Source organism: Candidatus Cloacimonadota bacterium, assembly GCA_034661015.1.
In the GTDB taxonomy this organism is placed as follows: Bacteria; Cloacimonadota; Cloacimonadia; order JGIOTU-2; family JGIOTU-2; genus JAYEKN01.
In genome coordinates this window covers 3,806-9,257 of the sequence record JAYEKN010000146.1, presented here as the reverse complement: position 1 = coordinate 9,257, position 5,452 = coordinate 3,806, and the positions used below count along the sequence as shown (strand labels likewise).

Annotated in this window: 3 protein-coding genes and 1 pseudogene; all 4 read left to right on the top strand. The window is 36.8% G+C overall.

Annotated features, from left to right (window positions below; genetic code table 11):
• Positions 1 to 378 precede the first annotated feature (378 nt).
• The 4 genes and pseudogenes from U9P79_05835 to U9P79_05820 all read left to right on the top strand — a co-directional run bounded on the left by U9P79_05835 (position 379) and on the right by U9P79_05820 (position 5,452).
• Positions 379 to 558, top strand: a pseudogene (locus U9P79_05835) (NADH peroxidase).
• Between the two features lie 20 nt (positions 559 to 578).
• A complete protein-coding gene (gene hcp / locus U9P79_05830) occupies positions 579 to 2,240 on the top strand; it encodes a hydroxylamine reductase (GenBank protein ID MEA2104141.1) in 1,662 nt (553 codons plus the stop codon).
• A gap of 264 nt (positions 2,241 to 2,504) precedes the next feature.
• Positions 2,505 to 4,412: a ferredoxin gene (locus U9P79_05825; protein MEA2104140.1), complete on the top strand. Its 1,908-nt coding sequence runs from the start codon at positions 2,505 to 2,507 to the stop codon at positions 4,410 to 4,412.
• A gap of 137 nt (positions 4,413 to 4,549) precedes the next feature.
• Complete coding sequence (locus U9P79_05820; GenBank protein ID MEA2104139.1) at positions 4,550 to 5,452, top strand: ChaN family lipoprotein; 903 nt, start codon at positions 4,550 to 4,552, stop codon at positions 5,450 to 5,452.

The following is a 5,452-nucleotide window of genomic DNA, read 5'->3' as shown; positions in this document are numbered from 1 at the left end:
ATTCTCGTTCCCAAGCCGCAAAAGACATTCTCGTTCCCAAGCCCCTGCTTGGGAACGCATTTTTCTTCAAAGCCCCAGCTTTGAGAATGCCGCACCTAAAATATTTTCTTTTTTCGTATAAGGCATAACGCAAATACTAAAAGGAATTCATCCTTCTAATGCTTTGTCTGGTCTTCTTGTTCGCAAGCTTCCCGAAAGATTTCGTGAGAATGTAATTATAAGCTAAATATATTATAGATAATATACAACTTGATGTTTTATCTAAAATAAATCAAAAATAAAGGAAAAAAATGAAACAAAAATGGATATGCACAGTGTGCGGATATGTTCACGAAGGTGAAAATCCGCCGTAAAAATGCCCCGTATGTGGTGCAACTGCAGAAAAATTTGCAAGCTCGTGTAGATGCAGAATACGGCGCTACTAAAGGTAAAAAAGATTTGGCAACCCTTGCCAAAAAACTCGGATATGATGCAATTCACGACACGGTTCACGAAATGTGTAAAGATGAAGCACGTCATGGTAAAGCTTTTCAAGGTTTATTGAAAAGATATTTCTAAAAAAGAAAAGGAGAAACATAATGAGTATGTTTTGTTATCAATGTCAGGAGACATTGAAAAATGAAGGATGTAAAGTAAATGGAATTTGCGGAAAAAAAAGTGATGTGGCAAATTTACAAGATCTTTTGATCTATTCACTAAAAGGCTTAGTGATTTTCCGCTCAAAAGCACCATTGGAAATTCGGAAAAAATACAGAGAAACTTGCAATGATCTCGACAAATTCATCGTAGAAAAATTGTTCTCAACGATTACTAATGCAAATTTTGATAGAGCCTATTTCATCAAAGCGATCAAAGAAACGCTCAAAATGCGTGAGATGGGAAAAGAAAAAGTAGCAGAAATGGGAATTGATGCCGGAAAACTCGCTGAGCATGATGCAGCCACTTTCACCATCACCGATGAAAATATTGATGCTAAAGCAGCCACCGTGGGAGTTCTCGCTACAGAAAACGAAGATGTTCGATCCTTACGCGAACTTCTAATTTATGGATTGAAGGGAATGGCCGCTTATGCAGATCACGCAATGCGTCTCGGAAAAGAAGTTAAAGAGATCGTGATGTTTATCGAAAAAGCACTTATTTCCACTCTCAACGATTCTTTAACTGTGGATGATATGGTGGAATTGGTTTTAGAAGCCGGAAAATATTCTGTAGATGCAATGGCGATTCTCGATGCTGCAAATACGGAATCTTACGGACATCCCGAAATTACTGAAGTGAATATCGGCGTTCGTAAAAATCCGGCAATCCTAATCTCCGGGCACGACCTGAAAGATATGGAAGAACTCCTTGAACAAACCAAAGGAACCGGTGTGGACGTTTACACACACGGTGAAATGCTTCCGGCAAACTATTATCCCGCCTTTAAAAAATATGACAATTTTGTCGGCAATTATGGTAATGCCTGGTGGAAGCAGAATGTGGAATTTGAAAAATTTAACGGAGTAATAATCTTAACAACAAATTGTCTGGTTCCTCCGAAACCTTCTTATAAAGATCGTGTTTTCACCACAAACGAAGTCGGATTTGACGGTGTGAAACATATTGCTAACCCCGAAAAGGGAAAAGTAAAAGATTTTTCCGAAGCAATTGCTTTGGCAAAAACTCTTCCTGCTCCTACTGAAATCGAAACCGGGAAGATTGTAGGTGGATTTGCTCATCATCAGGTTTTGGCATTAGCAGATAAAGTAGTTGATGCTGTAAAATCAGGAGCAATCAGAAAATTTGTGGTAATGGCTGGATGCGACGGACGTCATAAAACCAGAGATTATTATCGCGAATTCGCTGAAAAACTTCCTAAGGATACAATCATCCTTACTGCTGGCTGTGCAAAATTCCGTTATATTAAACTCGATCTCGGTGATATTGGTGGAATTCCCCGCGTACTTGATGCAGGTCAATGCAATGACAGTTATTCACTCGCTTTAATTGCTCTAAAACTAAAAGAAGTGTTTGAATTTGAGGATATCAACGAACTCCCAATCGCATACAATATTGCTTGGTATGAGCAAAAAGCTGTAACAGTACTTCTGGCATTGTTGCATCTTGGAGTGAAGAATATCCATCTTGGACCAACTCTTCCCGCATTTATCTCACCGGCTGTGTTGAATGTTCTCGTGGATAATTTCAATATTAGTGGAATCACAAACGTGGATGATGACATTAAAAACATGATTGGATAATTATTGATTAATTGAGCAGCCTTCTGTAAATTTTTGGAAGGCTGCTCTCATTTGTTAAAATATTGAAGCGAAACGGAATTGTTCCCTGAACTCCGAAAACTTGGGATCGTTGATGGATGTTGTTTATCCTCGAGTCTTTTATTCACACCTTCCCAGTGGCTGATTGCGTAATCACCGACCATTACGGAAGTCTTGCAAATTCAACCATCCTTGAGGTCTGAAAAAGGCTCCCCAACGGACAAATTCCAAATAAGGATTATCAAGATGAAAAAGTATAAAGTTTCAGAAGAATGTATCGGCTGTAGAGCCTGTGTAGAAGTTGCAGGTGATAATTTTGAGATTAACGACAGCAATCGGGCGTATCTAAAACGTCAACCCAAAAATACCGATGAAGTTACAATGTGTGAAAAAGCTCTAAATGTTTGCCCCGTAAATGCTATTTCTGTTTATAAGGGTGAAGAAATGAACCGTCCCAATGTGATTTTGGCGAGTTCAAATATCAAATCAACTTTAGACAAACATCCGCAGTTAAAACCAGTGCTGTCGGATTTGTCCCCCAAATTTAAGCGGATGCAGAATCCGATGATGTATAATACCCTCGCTCGTTTTGCCAGTTTTAATGATGCAGCCAGAATGACCGGCTTATCGGTGTGTGAAATATTGCACACAATCAACGGCTATCTTGGTGTGGAAGATCAATTGCTGAAAAGTATGCCCGAATGTATCAAACAAATTAGCGATGCCATTGAGGATAAAAGTGTTAACATCACGTGGAAAGAAAACGAAGAACGCTACATTTACAACAGCAATACTGTCGAAGAATTAATCAAAAAAGTTTCTGAATTGGCACCGCAAAAAAATATCGTGATTATTTCTGTAGGAAAACCAAACGAATTATTAAAAGTAGCACACGGGCTGAATTTAATTTTTAATTTAGAAAAAACGAGAGAATATCGAATTTCCATTTTTAATCCCGAGAAGGAAGAAAAAATTGTTTCCTGGCAAGAACGAAAAGACCAGTTTGAAATTCTTGAAGTAAGAACAATGACCACCGACCCGTTTTATGTTATAATCAAAAAGGCTTATGAAATTCAGGAAGATAACGGATTCATTCTTATTCAGAATTTTGAACCGCTTCCCATTATTAATATGCTTTCGGAAATGGGATTTGAGCACCTTACCGAGCAAAGAAAATCAGGTGAATTTTGGATATATTTTCACAAAATGGTTATTGAAAATCCGCAAGAAAAAGTATCATCTTCAAAAATTGATGTTGTCATTCAGTCGGCGACGCCAGTTGCGTATCCGGTAATTATGAGGTTGCTCCAATCCCAAAAAATTAGAAAGAGTATTAATATCACAGAGCTCAAAGTGTGGGAAGAAACAGAAAAACATCTTGCCTGGATTACAAACGGAAAAGCGGACATCAGCTTTTCGGCACTCATTACATCGGCAAAATTACGAAACAGCGATATTAAAATCCCGGCACTTTTTGTTTGGGATAATTTTGTTCTGCTTACTCGCTATAAAGCAGACAATCTTGGAGATATTAAAGGAAGGGAAATCTATACTCCCCTTTTTGAAGAAGCACCACCTGCAAAAATTGCTAAATATTTAATTACAGCGAGTGGTTTAAACACCGATGATTTTAAGTTTGTTTTCGGAAAACCTTTTGGCAGACCGGAAGAAATTTACAAAGATTTTGTAACCGGAAAAGCAGATACGGTGATCCTTCGCGAACCGGAAGCCAGCTACGCTATAAAAATTATGAAAGATAGGGGTGAAGAAATTTCCATCATATCTTTCAATAAAATTTGGAATGAAATAAATCCCGGATTTGGTAGCTTCCCTAACGCAGGTTTAGTGTTAAAGGGTGAATTTGCCCGCAAACATCCCGAACTAACAAAAGTGTTTTTGGAAGAATTGAAATCTGCAATTAATTGGGTAAACGAAAACAGAATCGCAGCTGCAAAACTATCGTTTGATCTGATGCATCAACCTGTTGACAGAATTGAATTGTTTTTGGACCGAGTTAATTTTGAATTTATGGATGGTGAAAAATTAATTTATAAGGTGAAACAGTATTTTAAGATCCTTAACCGGCATAATATTGCAGAAGTAATAATTGATGATGATTTTTTGGATATTTTCAGAATTGATAAGAAATTATAATATCAATAAATTATTCAAAGATATGGATTACTTTGCTGATGAAAAAAATTATTTTTTTTAATTTTACTTTACTACTTTATTAATCGAAATTGAAAATATTAAGGAATGTTCACATATTTAAAAAGGAGATGACCAAAATGAAAAACATACTCTTGTTTAGTCTCACAATATTCGTTTTATTTTTATCTGTTCAGGCAGATGGATTTTCAGAACAAGAATATAAGTTATATGATTCAGCCACCGGACAAGCACTTTCATTACTCGAAATGGCTGACCGACTTGCAGATTATGATGTTGTCTTTTTCGGTGAGTATCACGATGATGCGCTTATTCATTCTATTGAGAGTGAAATTCTGCCGTTTCTGTATGCAAAACGAGCGGATATGGTGATATCTATGGAAATGTTTGAGCGAGATGTTCAAAGTGTGGTTGATAGTTTTCTCACAAGTCAAATTGCCGAAGACCGATTTCTGCAAAAATCCAGAGCATGGCCAAATTATATTAGCGATTATAAAAATATCGTTGATTTTGCCGTAAAAAATAATTTGGATGTAATTGCTGCAAACGTTCCCAGAAAATATGCTGCCCTGATAAACAAAAAGGGTATTAGTGCCTTAGATTCGATTCCTGAAAATGAAAAGAAATTCACTGCTAAAGAATTGAAAGTTTTGAATAACGATTATAAAATAAAATTTATTGAAACGATGACTGCAAATATGAAAAGCGGATCTTCAAAACGAATGCCTATGATGCGGAACAGTTTTGATAAAATTTATGCTGCTCAGTGCCTGAAAGACGACACAATGGCTGAAAGTGTTTTTCAATATTTGCAATCAAATCCCGAAAAATTTATCATCCATTATAACGGTGATTTTCATAGTGCGTCCCATCTTGGAACGGCAAATAAGCTGAGACTCCTTGATAAAAATTTGAAAATTGCGGTTATATCACCGGTTTCCATTCCTGAGGGAGAAGAAATTAATTTTGTATCCGACGCTAAAGATCAAGGTGATTTCTTAATGATTTTACATAGAAAGTGA

What these genes read in the sequence shown, in the direction of transcription:
- hcp (MEA2104141.1), top strand. Translation starts at nt 579, where the DNA reads ATGAGTATGTTTTGTTATCAATGTCAGGAGACATTGAAAAATGAAGGA.
- U9P79_05825 (MEA2104140.1), top strand. Translation starts at nt 2,505, where the DNA reads ATGAAAAAGTATAAAGTTTCAGAAGAATGTATCGGCTGTAGAGCCTGT.
- U9P79_05820 (MEA2104139.1), top strand. Translation starts at nt 4,550, where the DNA reads ATGAAAAACATACTCTTGTTTAGTCTCACAATATTCGTTTTATTTTTA.